Origin of the sequence: Wolbachia endosymbiont (group B) of Athalia cordata (assembly GCF_947251845.1) — a bacterium.
Lineage (GTDB): Bacteria > Pseudomonadota > Alphaproteobacteria > Rickettsiales > Anaplasmataceae > Wolbachia.
In genome coordinates this window covers 516,336-535,622 of sequence record NZ_OX366383.1, presented here as the reverse complement: position 1 = coordinate 535,622, position 19,287 = coordinate 516,336, and the positions used below count along the sequence as shown (strand labels likewise).

Annotated in this window: 20 protein-coding genes; 14 read left to right on the top strand and 6 right to left on the bottom strand. The window is 34.0% G+C overall.

Features of this window, described 5'->3' with window-relative positions; genetic code table 11:
* Nucleotides 1-23: 23 nt before the first annotated feature.
* The 10 genes from OPR30_RS02540 (at nucleotide 24) to OPR30_RS02495 (ending at nucleotide 9,982) form a co-directional block, all read left to right on the top strand.
* Nucleotides 24-2,381 carry a coiled-coil domain-containing protein gene (locus OPR30_RS02540; protein ID WP_265031047.1) on the top strand — a complete coding sequence of 786 codons (2,358 nt, stop codon included), beginning with the start codon at nucleotides 24-26 and terminating at the stop codon, nucleotides 2,379-2,381.
* A gap of 65 nt (nucleotides 2,382-2,446) precedes the next feature.
* The gene (locus OPR30_RS02535; protein WP_320109775.1) at nucleotides 2,447-3,607 is read left to right on the top strand and encodes a hypothetical protein; all 1,161 of its coding nucleotides are present in this window, start codon (nucleotides 2,447-2,449) and stop codon (nucleotides 3,605-3,607) included.
* 36 nt (nucleotides 3,608-3,643) lie between these two features.
* Nucleotides 3,644-4,324: an orotidine-5'-phosphate decarboxylase gene (gene pyrF / locus OPR30_RS02530; protein WP_265031045.1), complete on the top strand. Its 681-nt coding sequence runs from the start codon at nucleotides 3,644-3,646 to the stop codon at nucleotides 4,322-4,324.
* 713 nt (nucleotides 4,325-5,037) lie between these two features.
* Entirely contained in the window at nucleotides 5,038-6,201 is a 1,164-nt protein-coding gene (locus tag OPR30_RS02525) for a phage major capsid protein (RefSeq protein WP_265031044.1), read from the top strand.
* Nucleotides 6,202-6,275: 74 nt separating this feature from the next.
* Nucleotides 6,276-6,863: a hypothetical protein gene (locus OPR30_RS02520; RefSeq protein ID WP_265031043.1), complete on the top strand. Its 588-nt coding sequence runs from the start codon at nucleotides 6,276-6,278 to the stop codon at nucleotides 6,861-6,863.
* A gap of 130 nt (nucleotides 6,864-6,993) precedes the next feature.
* Nucleotides 6,994-7,191, top strand: a complete 198-nt coding sequence (locus tag OPR30_RS02515; RefSeq protein ID WP_149168885.1) for a hypothetical protein — start codon at nucleotides 6,994-6,996, stop codon at nucleotides 7,189-7,191.
* Between the two features lie 405 nt (nucleotides 7,192-7,596).
* A complete protein-coding gene (gene dapB, locus OPR30_RS02510; RefSeq protein ID WP_052264993.1) occupies nucleotides 7,597-8,385 on the top strand; it encodes a 4-hydroxy-tetrahydrodipicolinate reductase in 789 nt (262 codons plus the stop codon).
* Complete coding sequence (gene pstB, locus OPR30_RS02505) at nucleotides 8,382-9,140, top strand: phosphate ABC transporter ATP-binding protein PstB (protein ID WP_264682728.1); 759 nt, start codon at nucleotides 8,382-8,384, stop codon at nucleotides 9,138-9,140. Before dapB ends, pstB begins: the two co-directional genes overlap by 4 nt.
* A 68-nt stretch (nucleotides 9,141-9,208) precedes the next feature.
* On the top strand, nucleotides 9,209-9,499 hold the full coding sequence (locus OPR30_RS02500; protein ID WP_265031042.1) for a hypothetical protein: 291 nt from the start codon (nucleotides 9,209-9,211) through the stop codon (nucleotides 9,497-9,499).
* A gap of 204 nt (nucleotides 9,500-9,703) precedes the next feature.
* Nucleotides 9,704-9,982 (top strand): hypothetical protein, encoded by a 279-nt coding sequence (locus tag OPR30_RS02495; protein WP_406829200.1) that lies wholly within the window; start codon nucleotides 9,704-9,706, stop codon nucleotides 9,980-9,982.
* 267 nt (nucleotides 9,983-10,249) lie between these two features.
* On the opposite strand, the gene dxr is transcribed toward OPR30_RS02495, so the two are convergent.
* Nucleotides 10,250-11,425, bottom strand: a complete 1,176-nt coding sequence (dxr, locus tag OPR30_RS02490) for a 1-deoxy-D-xylulose-5-phosphate reductoisomerase (protein WP_265031041.1) — start codon at nucleotides 11,423-11,425, stop codon at nucleotides 10,250-10,252.
* Nucleotides 11,426-11,452: 27 nt separating this feature from the next.
* Nucleotides 11,453-11,947 (bottom strand): hypothetical protein, encoded by a 495-nt coding sequence (locus OPR30_RS02485; protein ID WP_265031040.1) that lies wholly within the window; start codon nucleotides 11,945-11,947, stop codon nucleotides 11,453-11,455.
* A gap of 312 nt (nucleotides 11,948-12,259) precedes the next feature.
* Between OPR30_RS02485 and OPR30_RS02480 the strand changes: the two genes are divergently transcribed.
* From OPR30_RS02480 to OPR30_RS02465, 4 genes are all read left to right on the top strand, one after another.
* Nucleotides 12,260-13,789 (top strand): hypothetical protein, encoded by a 1,530-nt coding sequence (locus OPR30_RS02480; RefSeq protein ID WP_265031039.1) that lies wholly within the window; start codon nucleotides 12,260-12,262, stop codon nucleotides 13,787-13,789.
* A gap of 55 nt (nucleotides 13,790-13,844) precedes the next feature.
* Nucleotides 13,845-15,104 (top strand): proline--tRNA ligase, encoded by a 1,260-nt coding sequence (proS, locus tag OPR30_RS02475; RefSeq protein ID WP_265031038.1) that lies wholly within the window; start codon nucleotides 13,845-13,847, stop codon nucleotides 15,102-15,104.
* On the top strand, nucleotides 15,101-15,475 hold the full coding sequence (locus OPR30_RS02470) for a holo-[acyl-carrier-protein] synthase (RefSeq protein WP_007302804.1): 375 nt from the start codon (nucleotides 15,101-15,103) through the stop codon (nucleotides 15,473-15,475). The genes proS and OPR30_RS02470 overlap by 4 nt, the downstream gene beginning before the upstream one ends.
* A 91-nt stretch (nucleotides 15,476-15,566) precedes the next feature.
* Nucleotides 15,567-16,625, top strand: coding sequence for a hypothetical protein (locus tag OPR30_RS02465; protein WP_265031037.1), 1,059 nt, complete (start codon nucleotides 15,567-15,569; stop codon nucleotides 16,623-16,625).
* Between the two features lie 71 nt (nucleotides 16,626-16,696).
* Here OPR30_RS02465 and OPR30_RS02460 read toward each other — a convergent pair whose 3' ends face one another.
* The 4 genes from OPR30_RS02460 to OPR30_RS02445 form a co-directional block, all read right to left on the bottom strand.
* Nucleotides 16,697-17,431, bottom strand: a complete 735-nt coding sequence (locus tag OPR30_RS02460; protein ID WP_265031036.1) for a hypothetical protein — start codon at nucleotides 17,429-17,431, stop codon at nucleotides 16,697-16,699.
* A gap of 58 nt (nucleotides 17,432-17,489) precedes the next feature.
* Complete coding sequence (locus tag OPR30_RS02455) at nucleotides 17,490-17,879, bottom strand: phage tail protein (RefSeq protein ID WP_265031035.1); 390 nt, start codon at nucleotides 17,877-17,879, stop codon at nucleotides 17,490-17,492.
* Nucleotides 17,854-18,255: a tail completion protein gp17 gene (gene gp17, locus OPR30_RS02450; RefSeq protein ID WP_264374690.1), complete on the bottom strand. Its 402-nt coding sequence runs from the start codon at nucleotides 18,253-18,255 to the stop codon at nucleotides 17,854-17,856. Before gp17 ends, OPR30_RS02455 begins: the two co-directional genes overlap by 26 nt.
* A gap of 481 nt (nucleotides 18,256-18,736) precedes the next feature.
* The gene (locus OPR30_RS02445) at nucleotides 18,737-19,267 is read right to left on the bottom strand and encodes a head-tail connector protein (RefSeq protein WP_265031034.1); all 531 of its coding nucleotides are present in this window, start codon (nucleotides 19,265-19,267) and stop codon (nucleotides 18,737-18,739) included.
* Nucleotides 19,268-19,287: the final 20 nt, after the last annotated feature.

Here is a 19,287-nt window from a genome sequence, read left to right as displayed (position 1 = left end):
AATTATTTAGTTGTGAGATAATAATGATTGGTAATTCATATGATAATAAAATTGAAGAACAAAAAGATGATTATCATGACTTCATTCAAAGGTTTTTGTTTTTGCTCGGTAAGATAAAAGAAAAGAATAAATCAATTCACACTGCTGTAGCTAGTTTTCACATATTATCTTTTTTAATAAAATACAATGCCAATTTTAATAAAGATGAAGTGTATAAAGCCGTTATCCAAGATTTCAATAATGTAAAGGAGGCGAGACTAGAGCTTCAAGATGATGCTAAAAAAGTATTGAGTGGGTATATTGAAAGTGGTGTTGAAACAGTGTCAATATATGGTAGTTGTGCAGAAGTTAAATTGGGAGCTAATAAAAACAAATTCAAAGTCAGTGAGTTTTTGAATAGTAATTTCTGTCAAGATAATGGAATTTCAGGATTTTCAACTCTGCATAGCAATGGAAAAAATGGAATGCACGGTTTTGTTTCTGAAGAAGGAATAAGGCACTATGTTGTAACTGATGGTGCATACGAAATGACTCTGAATTGGTGTGATGAGGACGGAAAAAAGTGCACTATTATAATTAATATTGATGCTAATGGTATAGAACTTATCGAGCGTAATCGTGTTACTGATGATCAATTGAAAGCAAATAAAGATGTAAAAATAGGTAACTTATTCTTGTATCAAATAAAATTTAGAAATAAGGAGAAAGGCAATCATAAATCATCTGAGATTGTGATAGAAAATAGTAATAGAAATATTAACATTCAAACAACTCAAGAAATTGAGCTTGGCAGCAAAGAAGCTCAAATAGGCAGTACTAAAATGCAAGACAAAATTGCACAAGTTGTAGACGACAGCTTAAACGAAAGAATTAATAAATTGGAAAAAGAAAATACAAGATTAACTGGAAATAATCAAACTATATTAGAACAATTACAGCAAAAAATGAGAGAGGTGGAGGAATTAAATGGAAAGGTAAGGGAAAAAGATGAAGTTTTGGCTGAAGTAACACAAAAACTCAAGCAGCTAAGTGATTCGGTAGAGAGTGAATTTGAAAGGAGAAAAGTAGAGAAGGAAAAGTTAGAGGAGAAGTTAAGGAAAGCGCAAAAAGAGATACAAAAGTTAAGTAAAGAAAAAGCTGAATTAGTGCAAGAAAAGCAAGATTTAGAAGAATTTGCTGAAGGTCTAGATGTTGAAGTACAAAGACTAAAGGATCAAATAAGGCAATTAGAGTACAGTGTGGCTGTAGCAGTGAATGAAAATAAAAGATTAAAACAAAAATTGAATGATACTCAAAAAGAGTTAGGTGATAAATATAGTCAAATCCAGAGATTAGAAAGTCAATCACATGAATTAGAATCTAAAAAAGTAACAGAATTGATGACATGTTTAGCAGCGAAAGAGAAAAAAATAGCAGAGTTAGAAGCGCAGTTGCAAAAAGAAAGGTCTGAAGCTTCTGATCTAGGACTTAAATCATGGTATTTAGAAGAAGAAAAAAGACGATTACAAGAAAAGTTAAATGAAAAAACTCAAGAAGTGATTAAACTAACTGTAGATTTAGAAGAACTAAGTAAGCAATCGGAAGAGAAAGAAGCTGAATATTTTGATAGGACTCAAGAGTTAGAAAAAAGTTTTAGTCGAGAAAGAAAAGAAAGTGGAGAGTTGAAAAATAATATAAGCGCTTTGGAAGAAGAAAGTCAAAGTTATTCTGAAGAGTACGACAAATTACTATCTAAGAGATCTATTCTGGAAAAAGAAATTTCATGCTTGAAGGATCAAACTCCACTTTCAGAAAAACATGTATTTTTTCTGCAGCAAAAGTTTATCCTTTTGCTTAAGGATATTGTTGGTTTGCGTTGTAGTTATAAAGTCAACACAGGTGAAATAACTATAAAACAGCTTGCATTTGAGGAACTAGTTAATAGATTGCGTGAAATGCAACAAGACCTGGAAGTAGGTGACGAAGAGGTAGAAAATATTCTTGAGGAAGTAAAAAAATCTGAACAAGCCGAGAGCGAACTAAATCATTCTTTAGATATAAATAATGGAAATTCATCACAGCTTGAAGGAGTAGGCGAAAATGAGCTTGGTAACGGTCAATTTCAGAGACCAAAATCGCTTTACGCATCTACACCAAAGGAAATAAGGAAATTTTCTAAAAAATCTTTCGATATTTCTATCTCTCCAATTACGGAATTCAATGAGATGAATACCATAGAACAAAAGTTACAAAGTGAACAAAAATTTCCAAAAAAGAAGAAAAAAAGCTCAAAAAATAAAGAAAATTCAGGGCAAGGAAGCCCTAATACAAGTATTAGCAATACTAATCTATCACCTTTAGAAGATACAACAAATATTGCTATGTCTTTATGGATGCAGTAGATAAGCTACAGGTAAGACAATTTTAATCAATATATACAAGACTGCTGAAGTTTTGTATATGGGTGATGAGCAATTTACTTAATAAATATAATACATTTTATTTTATAGCTAGTTCTCTGGCTACTCTCACGTTACTTACATCTTTAGCGCTTATTAATGTACCTAGTTCTTTAATTCTCGCTTTAGCTGTATTATCTGTTTTGGCTTTTATGATTTTGTATAAAATAATTATTGACACTAGGAAAGTGGGAAAGGAATTTGCTCACAAAGAGCGTGAGTTGACTCAAGAAAAGCATAATTTATACGAGGAAGGAAGAAAATTTGGTCGAAAAGCAGAAGCTGAGAGGAAATCTTTTCTTAAAGAAAAAAAATCTTTGGAGGAGAAATTAGAAGCAAAAATGATCCATATAATTGGAATAACAGACGAATTAGAAAAAGTAACGAAGGAGAAAAATGAGCTTGCTGCACAAGAAAAAGAACTACTCCATAAAATCTCATATTTGTGTAAACAGTTACAGGAAAAAGAAGCTAATCTAACTGAGAAGAAAAAACTTATAATCGAATTGAAAAGAAAAATAGACAATGATAAATATGAGGAATTATATAAGGAAGTAGAGAAATTATCTAAAGAAAAAGAGGAGTTATCTAAGGAAATAGACAAATTACGTAAAGAGAAACATATACTATATATGAAAAAAGAAGAATTACATAAAAGAAAAGAAGAACTTTGTGTGAAATTAGATGAATTACAATGTAAATTTAAAGAAATTGATCAGAAAAATAAAAACTTATCTCAAGAGTTAAAAAGGAAATTTGAAGAGCTAGATAAAGCAGATGGTTTAATTAAAAATCAATCTTTTGAGTTAGACAGAATAAGACAAGATTGTAATAACGAAGTGAAAAATTTAAGAAATTCACTTTTAGAGCGAGACAGTCAAATAAAACAACTTCAATATGTGATAGATAAGATAGAAGAATCGATAAGAGAAAATGAAACAATTAAAGATTATAGCAAAAAAATAATATTAGGGGAGACTCAGAAAATAAAATTTATATTAGGGCAACTTGTTCAATTCATGCCAGGTGAAGATTATAGACCATTAGAAGAAGCTTCACTGGGAGATCTTGGATATGAATCATTCATTGCCACCCCAACCAAATCGCCAAATTCACTATTGACAGAATCTTATGAACTTAATCAGAGTGAAGGTATTTGCAAAACGTAATAACTAGCTTTATTATAAAAAAAATTATACAAGATAATGAACCCAATAATATGCGCACTGGATACACAAGATTTGAATGAAGCCATATCTTGGGCTAATGGTCTGCGTGATAAGGTTGGCATGGTAAAACTTGGGTTAGAATTTTTTGCTGCACATGGTCCTTCTGGAGTGAGAGAAGTTGCAAAATGCAATGTACCAATTTTTTTAGATCTAAAATTGTATGATATTCCAAACACTGTAGCTAGAACAGTTGAAGCAATAAAAGCTCTAGATGTTGAAATGCTAACATTGCATATCAGTGGTGGAACAAAAATGCTTAAAGAAGCACTAAGTGTAGTGCAAGGAAAGAAAATAAAGCTAATTGGAGTAACAGTACTAACTAGTATGGGCAATGAAGATCTGAGTGAACTCGGAGTGGCAAGAGAAACAAAATCACAGGTAATTTTGCTGGCAAAGCTTGCAAAAAAGATTGGACTGCATGGAATAGTTTGCTCTGCACTAGAAGCTCAAGAAGTGCGCCAAGGATGTGGTAAAGACTTTAAAATTATTACTCCAGGAATCCGTATGAATCGAGGTCATGATGATCAAAAAAGGACAGCAACACCAAAAGAAGCAATAAATTCAGGAGCTGATTATATCGTAATTGGCAGACCAATTACAAAAAGCGGCAATCCCGCAAGTAGTGCAGAATTAATATTGAAATCCCTTACTGATTGAAGCAGGAGAGCGGCAAGGTAGATAAGGTACCATAGAATAAAAGCAACAAACGGTATGTATCCGTTCAGCAGAGTGGCAAAACAAGGTAGACGAGAAAAGATAACTAAATGGGTGTCATCCCAGTGCTTGACACTGTTTACTATGCAAATTGCCACAATGTTCGTACAGCTGTGACTGAAATGATAAAAAGAGGATAATCAAAGGATACCATTTATTGTTTTGGCAAATTTGTACAGCTACGTACTTTATTTGCACATTCTTCTGAACAGATACGCAGCGAAAAAAAATGCTTGACACAAAAAAATGGATGCTGTATAGTGCTAACAATTAAGTATAATATTTACCGTGGTGTAATACTACACTACCTTTTTTTACTTCAACAAGTAATCATTATTATTTTTTTCTCACTACCAAGTAGCTTACGTTCATTTGTATCTACCATGAAGCCAATGCTAGAATCGAGAAAAAAGACCGGTGAATGGCAGGCTCGAGCATTATACATATACAGTTGTATGAACGTTGTTTACCATAAGGGCGCCATCCCAGCACTGGGATCCATATTGTAAACAAGCGTTTGAGTTATACTAAGCTGCCATTCACCGGTCTTTTTTCTGAATGCAGTTTGCATGACAACAAAAAGGTACTGAGATTACTGATAAAGATTACCTTCAAACTACAATACTATTCTAATTTTATTTTTAAAGGAGGCTATTATGTCACTTACTGATATCGCTCACCGTGTTAATGAACTCGCTTCATCATGGGAGCAATTTAAATTAATAAATGATCGCAAACTAAAAGAAATCGAAAGCAAAGGACCTGAGCAGCTATGCAAGATAAATAGTAATATTGATAATTGCAAAGAGCGCTTAGATTTTATTGAAACTTCAGCTCAACGCCCAGAGATTAGCACAGATTTTAATACAGGTGATAAATATTTTTCTGATTATATCCGCAAAGGAATGGAAAACAGGTTATCACACAAAACCCTAAGTGGAGATGACAATGATATTGGAGGGTATTTAGTTACTCCTCACATTGTAAAACGGATAAACAAGCGTATAGCTGATTCATCTCCAATGCGGCAAATATGTTCTAGTCAAAGAATCTCTACTGAAACGCTGGATTATATTATAGAAGATTGTGACCGTGCTGGTGCAGGTTGGAGTGGTGAAACAGTAGAAGATGAAGATGGTGGCTATAAATCCAAGTATGATTTTGCACAAGACACAAGTACACCTAAAATTCAAAAGATTTCCATCACAACTTACGAGCTCTATGCTCAGCCGCAAATATCACAAAAATTGCTCGATGATGCATTTGTCAATGTTGAAAATTGGCTTGTAGAAAAGGTTGCCGAAACTTTCAGTAAGAAGGAGAATGAAGCCTTCATTAAAGGTGATGGCACTTTTCAACCTAAAGGAATTTTAGCTTACGAAAATGGAAATGGTCATAATAAGATAGAGCAAATTAAAGCTGATAAGCTAGACAGCGACGCCATAATGATATTGTACTACTCTCTAAATGAACATTACTCTAAAAATGCATCATTTTTGATGAACAGGAGTACGTTAAAGGACGTGAGGCTACTAAAATCTGAAACAGGTCAGTATCTTTGGCAGCCGAGTTTATCGCTTGAAACTCCAGATACTTTAATGGGAATACCGGTATATCAATCTGCTGATATGCCACCTACAATGATTGCAGTAGCAGATTTTAAACAAGCTTATAAGATCGTGGATAACAGAGGAATGAGAATACTTAGAGACCCTTATACAAACAAACCTTATGTTAGATTTTTTGTTACTAAGCGTGTTGGCGGGGAAGTTGTCAACACCAGCGCTATTAAATTGTTGAAAATTGCAAGCAAGTACTAAAATTTTTATGAAATAATTGACATATTATACTTTTTATGTAATAATTAAATTATTATTAACTTAAGGAGTAAAATATGTTAAAAAAAATAAAAAACTTTTTTCAGTCGATTGCAGGAAAAATTGCATCAGGCTGGAACAGCATTAAAAACTTGTGGTCTAGTAAACCGCAAAAAAATAGTGTAATTGAACTAGTGAAGGGTGAATCCAATCATTGGGGTGTTATTAAAGAAAATGGTAATAAGCAGTTAGTACTGCATACAAACAAAAAGAATGTACCAGAAATTATAGATGGGAGCGGTATGAATTCTAAAGATCGATCAAGATATCATATAAATGTCAAATCTGACGAAGCTATATTCGAAATTGTTTATAGCAAACTTGTTGTCATGAACGATAATTCGGTATCCTTTATAGTGGACTCGGTAGATGATGGTAAAACTTTGTCTTGTGAGTTAGAAGGAATGAAAAAGATGTTGGGTTTAAATAGTAAGCGTACAGTTGGTACTATAGATAAAATATCTCAGAAACCTGAAGTTGTAAGTTCTACATCTAAAGTGCCTGCAAGTGATAGCAAGGTACTAAGCTCAGAAGCTGGTAAACCTAGTAAGGTGCTAGATAAGCCAGCTATAAATTCATCAATACCTATTATGCCATTTTCATAAAGAGTATCTTTTCTTCACAAAAGAGCACCTCCTTTGGTGCTCTTTTTTTCTTTATACGTTCTCTATAGAAAAAGTTGACAGATTATGCTTTGTATATAATAATATAAATTATTAATTTAAGGAGTAAAATATGTTTAAAAAAATAAAAAACTTTTTTAAGTGGATTGCTGATCACATAGGAATTTCATGGATTGCAAGAAAAATTTCATCAGGCTGTAAGCGGCTGTTTGGTGGTAAAAAAAGTGAAACAAGTGTTGCGAAACAAAGCATATCACAGCAAGGACAATCTTCAGGTAAAACTACTATTGAAGAAAAAAACAAGAGTTAATAAATGCTTTTACTGCATCTCTTTCTAAGTTTAGAGAAGATTTATCTGATCTTACTCTGAGGAAATGACTACTGAATCAGAGGAGTTTTATGATGCAGAAGTTACATAACCAAGTTCAACAACTCGAGCACTAGCAACAGAAAGACATTGTGTCTCTAATCCAAGTATAGTAGGAAACGGTTATTATTAAAACAAACCCTTCACAAAAGAGCACCTCCTTTGGTGCTCTTTTTTTCTTTATAAGTTTTCTCCATAGGAGAAAATTGACTAATTACAATTTTTCGTATCAATTTTCAATAGATTCATCGATGTATAGCTATAGTTTTATCAGTGTAAGGCTAAATATGCTAAGCTTATAAAGATGACAAAGCTTCAAAAAAAGCCTAACATAGTGGAAAAAGCTTTATGAAAATCAAAGTTGGAGTAATAGGCTGCTTAGGCAGAATGGGTAAGAAAATACTCAATGAATTAATTACGAATACCAAAGTGGAAATAGCAGGTGCTGTTGCTCGCTTGGGCAGTGAGTATATAGGCTTAGATATTGGGCCTATTGTAGGCAATAATTGCAATTTAGGAATCAAAATTACAAGTTCTATTAGTGAGGTATTTGAATCGTCCGATGTTGTAATAGATTTTACAACTAAAGAATGTATGCTAGAATGCCTTAAGGCGGCCGTGAAATTTAAAAAACCGCTAGTTAGTGGCACAACTGGAATAGAAGGTCTAAATTTAAAAGAATATGCTGCTAAAGTTCCAATATTATGGTCAGCAAATATGAGTATAGGAGTTAATGTGTTGCTGAAATTGGTAAAAGAAGCTGCCAAACTTTTAGGTAATGAGTATGACGTTGAAATTTGGGAAATGCATCACAATTTAAAAAAGGATTCACCATCTGGAACAGCTATAGAGTTTGGTAAAGCAGTTGCTAACGCTGCAAAAGTGGATTTTGAGCTCAATCAATATTCACATAATAATTCAAATATAAGAGGGAAAGGAGGAATAGGCTTTGCAGTATCTCGTGGAGGTGGAGTAATAGGAGATCACAGTGTCATGTTTGTCAATTCCGATGAACGAGTAGAATTAAATCACAAGGCAATTGACCGCACAACGTTTGCTAGAGGGGCGGTCCAGGCAGCAATATGGTTGTGCGAGAATAAAACTCCAGGACTTTATTCAATGCAGGATTTAGTATGAGCGATAAATACGCTTTCGTTAAAAATTTAAATCTTTGGTATGGCTCTAAACAAGTTTTATTCGATATAAATTTGAATATTTGCAAAAAGAAAGTCACAACTTTTATCGGACCTTCTGGGTGCGGTAAATCGACATTTTTGCGTTGTTTTAATCGTATGAATGATTACGTACCTGGATGTAGAGCGACTGGTGAACTGGTAATCGATGGGCTGGGTAATATATATTCACGTGATATGGATGTTGTATTGCTCAGAGCAAAAGTTGGTATGGTATTTCAAAAACCCAATCCTTTTCCAAAGTCAATATATGATAATGTTGCTTATGGGCCTAAATTGCATGGCATGGTGAAAAATAAGCAAAAATTAGATGAAATAGTAGAAAGTAGTTTAACTAAGGTTGGTTTATGGGAAGAGTTGAAAGATAGATTGCAAGATAGTGCACTAAATTTATCTGGTGGCCAGCAACAAAGATTATGCATTGCTCGTGCAATTGCAGTAAAGCCAACTATTTTATTAATGGATGAACCATGCTCTGCCCTTGATCCAATGGCAACCAACGCAATCGAAAATCTTATACAAGAATTGAAATTGAGGTTCACCATAATTATGGTAACTCATTCGATGAAGCAGGCTAAAAAATTATCTGACAGCGTAATTTTCTTTTGCAATGGCAAGATTGTTGAATTCGGAAGTACTCAAGAAATCTTTGAAAATGCTCAGTCTCCTTTAACGAAGGAGTATATTCTGGATCATTAGCTTAATAGTTGATATTTTAATTTTTTCTATGTATAATTTTATCAAGTTTGTTGTGATAGGTGGTTAAAATGTTTAGTACAAGTGAAGCAACAAAAAAGTTGTTTAAAGCTATTGAATTTCAAAATGCTAGTGGTGAAAGAATAACACCTGAGGAAGCTTGGAATCATTTTCAACAAGCATTGAAAGAAGGAGCGAATGTTAACGCTTTTGAGGATGGGATGACACCTTTGATGTGCATTATTTCAGCTTTTGTTACTAGTAATAACGAGGAACATCAATATTTAGAGCTTATGGCTAAGTTGCTTGTAGAGCATAAAAAAATTGATGTAAATATTAAAAGCAAGCAAGCTGTTATTTAGAGAAGACCAAAGGAACATGATGGTTATCCAGTTTACGAATTTGAGGGGAGAGAAGTAGTAGATAAGGATATAAGGGGTTGTGTATACCTTGACAATTCACAACCTGTTAATGAAAGATTTACAACTCAAAATTATGCTCGTGCAGAGGAGGAAATTAAGACCGGCAAGAAGGAAAAAAATACAGCTCTACACATTGCTTGCAAGTTGGGAAATGTAGACATGGTAAAAATATTACTTACACATCCAAAGATCAAAACTAATATTAAAAACTATGAAAACAAAAATCCAAAAGATTGTATTGCAGGACATGTCAAGAAAGCAATAGAACCAGAATTCCTAAAGATAGAAGCAGTCGCTCAAAAAAGGAAACAAACTGATTGTGCTTATGCTTTTTTGTTATCTGGAGTACTTGCTGCTGGTATATGTTTCGCAGTTGATAACCCAACTCCGCTTGTTGCAACTTCGTTGCTTTTTTTGCAATAGGATGTGGTTGTCTGTATAGAGCAAATACAGTTCTTAACGATGTAAATTTCTCTCAGGTTGATTTCGAACATGCTAAGTGATTTATCTGTTCAGGTAAGGTGTAATTCCAGCACTTGATGCTGGTTTTCATTTAATCTCATTGAATTTAGCATAAGCTCAGTTTACTTGTAAATTTTTCTGGATCCCAGTGTCAGCTACTAGGATGACAGGAGTATGAAATGGGTCTACTTGACCATTTAGTTGTCTTTTCTCGTCTACCTTATTTTATCACTCTGCTGAACGGATACCTTTATTTTCAATAATTTTGTTAGCAATAATACGGCTTTCAAAATCGATACTTGTTATGTCAGATAGTGATTTAATATCAGAGTACTTGTCAAAATTTTCTATTGTTGATTTTACTACCTCTAATATTTCTAAGAAACCGATTCGTGATTTCAAAAATTCGTTAACAGCCATCTCATTTGCAGCATTGAAAACAATACTGTTTGTATGTGGAGAAGAAGAATTTAACACTTCCATGCTTAGCTTTAGTGAAGAAAAACATTTGTGGTCTGGTTCTTGAAAGGTCAATTTTTTTTGTTTTGTTAAGTCTAACTTGTAGTTCAAAGTTGATCTTTCTGGCCAAGACAAAGCATATGCAATGGGAATTTCCATATCAGTTTCTGCAAGCACAGCAAAGCTGAATCCATCGTGATAAACGACAATTCCATGTACTATCGATTCAGGGTGCACTACTGCTTCAATTCTATTTGGACTAATATTAAACAAATGATGTGCTTCTATTATTTCTAGTGCTTTATTCATCATTGTTGCACTATCAACTGAGATTTTCTTTCCCATTTTCCAAGTAGGGTGATTTAGTGCCTGATCTACTGTAATATCTTTTAATTGTTCAAGGCTATAATTTAAAAATGGTCCACCAGAGGCAGTGAGTATAATCTTTTCTACACATTTATCATCATTTTGCAAAACTTGAAAAATTGCGTTGTGTTCAGAGTCAATAGGGATTATTTGTACGCTCCTTTCTTTAGCTTTTTTAAGTAGTAACTTACCACCGCAAACAATACTCTCTTTGTTTGCTAGAGCAATAACTTTAGTACCGCTTTCTATAACCTTTATAACTGGATCAAGGCCTGCAATGCCAACTATTGCAATAACTGAGAGATCAACAGGTAGAGAAGCAACATTTGCTAGACCTGGAGCACCAACTTCTACTTTGACGTTTGTACCAAGTAGATCTTCTTTTAAATCTTTGTAGAACCTTTCATCAGAAATGGCAGCATATTTTGCATTAAGTAGATTTGCCTGTTGTGCTAGCAGAGCAAAGTTAGAATTGGCACTTAGTGCTTCCACCTGATATTCTTCCTTTCTCTTTAAGAGCAAATCTACAGTCTTTTTTCCAATGCTTCCTGTTGATCCTAAAACTGAAACTTTTTTCACTAATTACAATAAAATCTTCTTAGTTATTTAGTAACCAAGCTCATGATCATCACCAACAGATGGTGAAGGACCAGGTGAAAAAGATTGGCCATGATGATCACCTGCATCATGCATATCATGCAAACCATCAGCACTATGAGCCATTTCATTGCTAGCGTGGGGATAATCATCCGGATGATGCCCCTCATCACCGTAGTCCATACCCATTCCTTCTGATGGCATATCTTCTCCACCTCCACCTGAAAAATATTCCGCAAGGTTTTCAAGAAATTTTATGCCAAACATATTACCTGATTTCCCAAATAAAGTTACTAGACTGCTACCACTGACCAAACCTTCAAACACATTATTATAAGCAGCAATTGCTCCTTCATGAAAGTTGAACATCCACTTCATTCCATCCACAATTGTTGCAACAGAGTCACTATGACCAAGACCGAAACCACTTTTCTCACTAGCGGCTTCCTGGTGTTGCTGCTGTGCCTGCCATTCTGCAATATTTGGACCTTGTGCTTCACTCATAAACTTTTATTCTAAGCCTTAAGCTATTATTTTACCAAAAACACTGTAAAATATCAATTGTTTAAGAGAGGTTATCATAAAAATAGCTAACACTAAGCTATTTTTATGATTCTGAATACCAAAACATCGATGATGTGCTGTGGTAACAAAGTGATGACTTGAGGTTTAAGATAGCTTCTATTTCTTCTTAGAAGACTGCTCCTCTCTCTTTCCTTTTTATTTTATTATCTTAATATTAACTTACTCATAAATTATTGACAAGTACTAATAATTTAATTATTATTAATATTATATTAATAATAAGGAAGAGGAATGCTTACTAATGATTTATCTAATAATAACATATCTACATCACCTCCGCCACCGCCACCTCCTACTTTACCACCCGGAGGTTTAAAGAATTGGAAACTTCCACAGGATAATGGTAATAGTAAAAAACCTTCAGGAACTAACAATAGTACTCAATCAGAAAAAGGGCTATCTGAGAATCCTATTCAACTTGCAACAGAACAAAAAATCGATACTCCCATTTTGATTAATACTTTAGTTGGAATAAGTAAGACAGCTGCCTTAAAATATTCAATTGCTACTTTGTTGCTATGTATATCTAGTGTTACAGCTGGTATATATACATATCTTTCGATTTCAGTAACACTAAGTGATCCAGTACTTTTCACAGTTATTGCTTTTGTTTCTGCATCGGTTATGTTGAGCTTAGCTGCATATCTTATCAATTCACACCTTTCTGCAATAAACAGCGAGAAAAAAGTTGATCCTGGTAGAAAACAATCACAAGATTTACAGAAAGCAAAAGGACTTGAACACAGCAATACTCATACATCATCACTTTCAGTAACGCTTGGAACATCCAGTGCACCAACATCACCTACTCTAAAGAATAATGCTAATAATAAATCCATACCCTCAGGAGGTGGCAAGCAACAAGAAAATGGAGATTTGATGGCTGATTTGCACAAAAAGTTCAAAAGCCGAAGGAAAGGAATTGTTGGAAAGGACAACGTACAACAGCAAAACAACGAAGTATGTCAAAATCAATCACAAGATTTACAGAAAGCAAAAGAACTTGAACATAGCAATACTCCTACACCATCATTTCCAGTAATGTCTGGAACACCCAGTGCACCGCCACCACCACCTCCTCCATTGCCACAAAGTGCTGTTTCACCACCATCTCCTCCTACAGCTTCCAAGTATACGGAGAAACCTAAGAATGGTGCACCGAAAAAGGCTAATGAATCTGGGCATGATCGTTATGCTCTGATTGCACAGATAAAGCAGGGTGTTAAGTTGAAAAAAGCTGTCTATCAGCCTGAAGCTGCTAAAAAGCTAAGTAATAACGAAGGTACAAATTTGATAAAGAACGCACTTGAGAAAATGCAGAATTCTCCTATTCTAGAAGTAACTAAATCCTTAGATAGCGAAAGTGATGACAAAGATGATGATCAAAATCGTATACCCGATAGTGAGTGGGAAGATTCAACACCTTCAACCCCGCAATCAGAAGATGAAAGAGGAAGCAAGAGTCCTGACAGTGGTCATGAATCTGATGATAATGAAAAATCTAAACCTACATCTCCGTTACATTCTGTGCCAAAAGCAGGTAAGCCACTGGTACCGCCTAAGACTGCTGGTTTACAAACGAAATCTGAAGCTTCTCCTGGAGCACAAGCAAATAATGTTGACCCAGTGAATAATGAGGTGCAAAAACCATCTTCTTTGGTTAGTCAAAAGATTAAATGTTTTGGTGAAAAAGCACACGCATGTCAACTTAAAAGTGTCATAGATCGAGGTAAGAGAAGTAGTGCACCCTTCTTAAAATAAGTTTACCTACAGGTCTGATTGTATTAAGATTACTTAGTACAATCAGATTTATCAAATGCGTTTATCTCAATATTACCTGCCAACTTTAAAAGAAACCCCGGCTGGTGCTGAAATTATTTCTCATCAATATTTGTTACGTGCGGGCTTAATCAAGCAGACAGCATCTGGAATTTATTCTTGGCTGCCGCTTGGTCTTTTGGTACTTAAAAATATTGAAAATATTATCAGAGATGAAATTGGTGCAATTGAAGTGTTGATGCCTTGTGTGCAGCCAGCAAGTCTTTGGCGAGAGTCAGGACGTTACGATGATTACGGCAAAGAAATGCTGCGCATTAAGGATAGGCATGGGAGCAATATGCTTTTTGGTCCAACACATGAGGAGGTGGTAACTGATTTGATTAGAAATACAGTAAAAAGTTACAAAGATTTGCCACTTTGTTTATATCAAATTCAGTGGAAGTTTCGTGACGAAGTAAGACCTCGTTATGGCGTTATGAGAGGCAGGGAATTTCTGATGAAGGATGCATACAGTTTTGATGTAGATTACGAAGGTGCACTGAATTCATATAATTTGATGTATAAAACTTACATAAAAATCTTCAAACGCATGGGACTTACTCCAATTGGAGTGAGGGCAGATACAGGACCAATTGGAGGAAATTTAAGTCATGAATTTCATATATTGGCAAACACCGGTGAGAGCACTCTATATTATGACAATAAATTTTCTGAACTGCTAGAGAGTGAAGATATTGAAAGCCTGAAGAGCATATATGCAGTTGCAGACGATATGCATGATCCTAAAATTTGTCCTATACCGCAAGAACAGTTAAATGTTAGCAAGGGTATTGAAATAGGGCATATTTTTTATTTTGGTGATAAATATTCGAAACCTATGAAGGCAAGTGTTACTTCTCAAGATGGAAAAAATGTTAACATGCATATGGGTTCGTATGGTATTGGAGTTTCAAGGCTTGTTGGCGCAATAATAGAAGCTTTCCATGATGATAAAGGAATTATCTGGCCAGAGGCAGTAGCTCCTTTTAAAGTTGGTTTGATCAATTTACAAACAAAAGTAACGGAGGCTGCAGATAAAATATACAAAGCTTTGAAAAGCGATGAAGTGCTTTATGATGATACGGACGAAAGTGTAGGAGTGAAATTTGCCAGAATGGATCTGATAGGCTTGCCGTGGCAAATAATTATTGGAAAGAAAGCAGTAACTTCAAATATAGTTGAAGTAAAAAATAGGGCAACTGGCGAGGTAGAGGAAATACAAGTTGAAGAAGCAATAAATCGTTTTAGTGCAAAATGATATACGGTATTGGCACTGACATAGTATATATACCCAGAATATTGAGAATATCACAAAAATACGGGGAAAAATTTCTCAATAAAGTCTATACTAAGAAGGAGATAGAGATAAGCAAAAAATATAATAGCCAAGAAGTAAGAGCAAAATATTTTGCTAAACGCTTTGCTGCAAAGGAAGCTTTTGTTAAAGCGCTAGGCACTGGATTCAGCCAGGGAATTATAATGAAAGATATAGAAATATACAGTAATATCAGGGGAAAACCACATCTTGCTATCACAAAGGATTTCATCTCGAAAGACTACAAGATACACCTTTCTCTAAGTGATGATCAAGATTATGCTACTGCGTTTGTTGTAATTTGCGTTGAGTAGATATTATTTAATACACATACTGCATAATATGCTATTTTAATAATAAATTTACTAATAAGTATTAAAATATTAATTTACTAGGAGAAATTTTATGTTTGGAGAAACCAGCAAACTCAACGCAGTAGATACAAAAATTAAATTTAGAGACTTTATTGAAAACACTAACGTGGTAGATTTATGTAAAAAGGAATATTGCAGAGGGACATTAACAAATAAGGCAGACCTTTCATCATTAGCGAATTTTAGATTAGGCATAGCATTAGGAAATGACCTTCCATCATGTCAAAGTGAATGCTCGGCTCTGAAAGCTAACAAAGAGATCACAAAGAAAGAGTTTTCAAAATGTTATAGTGCTTGTCGTAAAGAATATAATCAGAAAGGAAACATTTCAGGTTCAAATGAATTAAAGGATTGTAGAACAAAATGTACCAAAAATAAAGAAGTTATAAAAAGTGCAGCTGAAGAATACTATAAAAATAAAAAAGAAGAAATGGCACAAAAAGTATCAGATGATGAGATTGAAAAACATAAAACCCATATGAAGTTATTAATAGATAAGAAGTACGATAAATTAATTGAAGACGCGAATAAACAATTCCGAGAAAGTCAGTTAAACGCAGAGAAAATGAAAGGAGATCAAGAAAAAAGAATAAACTTATTAAAAAAAGAAACGTTAGTAGTAACTCAAAATGTTGATGCTGAGAAAATGAAACAAGAATTGCTTGATAAAATAAAAGAGCTTATGTGTCCAAAACAAGAATTTTTAAATTTACTTGTTAAAGAGAATTACGTGGTAGATAAAGTATGTAAAAATGATTATTGCAATAAACAAGAAGAAAAAGAACTTTCTAAATGCAATTCAGAATGCGAGGGTAGCAAGGAATTTGAGATTCTCAACGACAGAGAGTATAAAGAATGTAAAACAAATTGTCAAAAAGAAAAAGAATCTAAAAAATACGAATGTGAAGGAAGATGTTATTTAAAACAAGAAGATATAAAGAGTGCAGCTAAGGAATACTATCAGGAAATAAAAAATAACACATCAAAAGAAAAATTTGATGCCAGTAAAATGGAACAAGGGTTTCTTGATAAAGTACAAGAAATTATGGAAAATACATTTCCTTCAGAGTTAGAGTATTCTGTATTATAGTACTGAACTTTGATTAGGTGAGGAATGTAAGAAGTATAGTTTCAAAAATTTTTTTGAAACTATACTTTGACCTACACAGATCGACCTTTCTGTGAATCCTGGTTTCTGCTTTCTTCAACTTGTTTTGCAAAAGACGTCTCTTGTGTATTCATATGTTGAAGTGGTTTAGCAATTTCGCGCACAACAGCAGCAACTGCAGTTAAAAACGCCTTGAATAATCCACCTAAAACTCCGCCAACTGCTTCTCTACCGTACATACGAGCTTGCTTTTCATTGTCATCAGCAGTTTCCCCTGCCCTCCTTCTTGGATCCATTCTATGAGCAATAACTGAAAACAACACCCCCCTAATTGAAGACTTCACTCGTGCTTTTGCCTTCTGAATATCCCCATCACTTGCTACTTCATGTTTTTCCCTACTATTCATTAGCTCCTTTTGTTGTTGAGCACTTAAGATCTCTTCCATCAATTGTTTTTTTCTCTTTTCCAGAACTCTTTTCTTGGATTCTGATTTATCGCGAGTGTGCTTTGTGGTTTCAAGTTCTACATCAATATCCTCAGATGCTGCTTGGCTATATAAGGTTTCTATGAGCCTATCTATACTTCGCTTTACTTGCATAGCCCTTTCGTAACTATCTAAATTATCAACTCCTTCATCAATTTGACTTAAAATATCCTCGAAAGGTTTTAAATACTCTTTGCACTGCTCTTCCAGCTGATTTTCATTCTTCAAATTCCTTTCTCTTCTGTCATCGCTATTCTCTTCAATATTATCATCGTCTTCTTCGAAAAGATCCTCATCGTTCATAATTTTTTTTAATTTATTCCCACTTATTATTATTGTATATGAAAAAATTAAATTAACACTAATGAAAAGTGTTCACAACTTCAGCACTGGCTAAAACTACAGTGAAGCTGTCAAAAGTGGCAGGATCATAATATCTCTCATACAATTCAACCGAACACCTGAGTTTTATCTTCTCCTTAGAATTAAAACTAATCTCATAATCATTATTAGAGTTTAACATTGCAGAATTACGCAATAATTCATCAGCCAATACTGAATTTAAAATGCCATTAATTTTTATTGTAATCTTTCTACTTCCAGCACAATCAAGCACTTTTCTCCAGCCAAAAGAGGAAATATCTTTCATCTCCTCTTTGTTATTACGCAAAGTAAACCTTAAGTTTCGTATATTGTTCAGCACAACAAAATTATTGTCATGACCTTTAATTTTCAGCTGTAATTTGCTCATCGCTACCTCCTTGTATTAAAATATCAAAATTAATTGTTGAATGTAAAACTTCATCATGCTGATTCATAGCACAATTACTTTCAAAAATGGTCTCACTACTAATGCTCTTTACCACCAAGCTAACATGCTTTATAGCAGCAAGCATGCTGCTTATATGATAAGTATATATGTCGCATGAAAATCTTACTTTTGTAGCAAAATTAGATAGCATATGCAGGTTAACATAATTTACTATGCGCAATCTCAGATAAGGAATAGTAACCTGCTTAGGCAGGTAATCATAGATGTTAGTAACATATTTCTTTAAATCAGAGTTTGCTTTTAATGCTGCATAAATACTATTATACAACTCATTTATAATTTGAATTTTTTCCATCTCACAGATACGGCTAAGAACATTGCAATTTGTAGATAATTTACGTAATAAATGGTCAGTGCTTACTGTACGAACATTGTGATCAATTTCCACTAAGAAGGTGTTATTCCAATAGTTCTTTTGGTGTCATCCCAGTACTGGGATCCAGCTTTACCTAACTATTTTTCTTGTTGGTCATTTTATTGAAAATGTTTGCTCATTTAGAATCAATTTTCCTGGATCCCAGTACTGGGATGACACCTTCCTTTATGGAATTAAGTTACAATGTTTTTACAGTAAGCGCTGGAATGACACCTTCCCTTATGGAATTAAGTTACAATTTTTGTACAGTAAGCACTGGAATCCAGTTTTCTTAACCAAAAACACTTCATTCTATAATGCAAAACCCATACTCACAAAACCCAATTCATTACTCGCAATCTTGATCCAAGTACTGGTATGACACCATCTGTTGTATCTGCTATTGAATGACAAACAGGAACTACAAAACAACCTTTGGTTCGCGAAATGGAGAATACACCTTCTTTACCTCAGATAAATGGCTACTTACCTCTGATTCACGATTTTTATAAAGAGCAGAAACATGCTGCATAATACCTAGCTTTATTTGCTCAGGAACGCTGTCATAGCCAGCTTCGTATACAACATCAGCCCTTATTATGTTCAAATAATTGAAAAATTCAATATAGCTCCCTACATCACTAAAATAATAACTAAGTTTTCGATTTTTATCAGTAGCCAATATTATTTTATTCACAGGACCATAGCTTAAATAGATTCTACGAGGTATATAACCTTCATATGAAACTTGCCACGTTTGCTTTACTAGAGACTTTTCCATATGCCACTGAGCATAATCAGTTGCCATAAAAATAAAACTTGAAATCAACTTATCATCTTGATCATTTTCAATTCGTAAAAAAGATTTAACCTCTCCTAAAGTTACTGGAAAAGATTTAGGCTTAGACTTACGTTGTATATTTATAATTGGATACTTTAGTCTTGTTGACATAACAACCCTCCTTTTCTATA